The sequence below is a fragment of the Bacillus haikouensis genome (assembly GCF_013179555.1).
Classification (GTDB): domain Bacteria; phylum Bacillota; class Bacilli; order Bacillales; family Bacillaceae_B; genus Rossellomorea; species Rossellomorea haikouensis_A.
Genome location: NZ_JABMCR010000524.1, coordinates 1 through 1,443, shown reverse-complemented (window position 1 = coordinate 1,443; position 1,443 = coordinate 1). Strand labels below are relative to the sequence as shown.

The 1,443-nt window shown below is 36.4% G+C and carries 2 protein-coding genes; one reads left to right on the top strand and one right to left on the bottom strand.

The features are described 5' to 3' along the window. Positions 1 to 751: 751 nt before the first annotated feature. Positions 752 to 1,072, bottom strand: a complete 321-nt coding sequence (locus tag HP456_RS23910) for a zinc-binding metallopeptidase family protein (protein ID WP_172255669.1) — start codon at positions 1,070 to 1,072, stop codon at positions 752 to 754. A gap of 135 nt (positions 1,073 to 1,207) precedes the next feature. Here HP456_RS23910 and HP456_RS23905 point away from each other — a divergent pair. Next, positions 1,208 to 1,443, top strand: a 236-nt coding sequence (locus HP456_RS23905; protein WP_216663412.1) for a ferritin-like domain-containing protein, incomplete at its 3' end; no start/stop codon positions are given.

The following is a 1,443-nucleotide window of genomic DNA, read 5'->3' as shown; positions in this document are numbered from 1 at the left end:
ATCTTAAAATTTTCCCCTCGATCACCTTTGTCCCCTCCTACTGATAGTTTTAAGAACAATCCCATATCTTATTTAAATAGGGTGTCGACTAAGTCAGCGCCCTCCATTTCTAATTTAGCCAGAAAATCTTGTTACAACATTTTTGCTGTCCTTGGTCCTTTTTTGCAGGGGTTTATACATGATTTTGCAAGCAGTTTCCTTCCTCTCACTTGGCTCATTTGGATTATCTGTTTCGATAGCAGGATAATTCTGATACAGTTTTAAATCGGTAATAAAAAGGGCAAACATATTAGTTCTAACAGATTATGTCTCTGTTTTACAAAGATAAATTTCTTTCATTGTCGTCTCAAGACTATTGAATGAAGAAAATAAGTTTAAGGAGAAAGCTTTAAGTCTAGTTTCACGGTTAGATTATCGTTGTTGTATCAACCCATTTTTCTTCCTGAAACAGCTTAGCATCGTAAATCAGCATTCCTGATTGTCCCCAGAAAGAGTACTCTTGTACTTTTATTTATACAAGAATACAAGACGAAATGCCACAATCCAAAACGTTGGCATTTTTTACAAAATTTACCCCATTTTTGAATAGAGTAGAACTGCCTCTTCTAAAACATCAATACCATTTAATATATCATTAAGTTCTGTATACTCGTTTGGATGCTGGCTAAGTCCGTCTTCTGAAGGGCAAAGATAAGTCCCACCTGGCAAAGTTTCGTCATGTTCATAGCATCTTGCCCAGCTCCGCTTTGCATCAATTGAAAAGATAGATATCTTTTTCTATACAAATATTTTTTAACGTATCCATCAATCCGGAAGAAAGCAGGACTGGTTCCTCAGAAGTGATTTCTTCACTTACAATCTCAACCTCTCGATTTCTTTTTACAGCAAATATCGATTCGAATAAATGGTTTAGCACTCGCTGTCTTGACTCCAAGGAAGTAGATCGAATGTCGATTGTTATTTCCACCTCCCCAGGCATGACGTTCATTGCCCCTGAATGGATGTCTATAACACCAACAGTAGCTACTGTTTCATATTCAAGTTCACTTTTTGCTGCGTTAAATACAATCACCGATTCTTTACACGTTTAGAATTCCTTTTTCAAGACAAAATAAACAATAGTGCTCAATATTATTGAGATATGTTTACTTGCTGACTTACAGGGTAAATAGTCTGTATAAACAATAAACAAAAGGGTGGTAACATAATGGATTCAAAGAAAAAAGAATTAATCGACGGATTAAATGAAGACTTAGCAAATGAATATGCAGCTGTCATTCTTTACACAACCTATGCAGCGGTAGTCAGCGGTTTATATCGTCAGGTATTAAAGCCTTTCTTTGAAGAGGAAATTCCTGATGAACAAGGACACGCATTATACTTAGCAGAAAAAATCAAGACACTGGGCGGAGACCCTACTACGACACCTGCTCCTGTTAAACA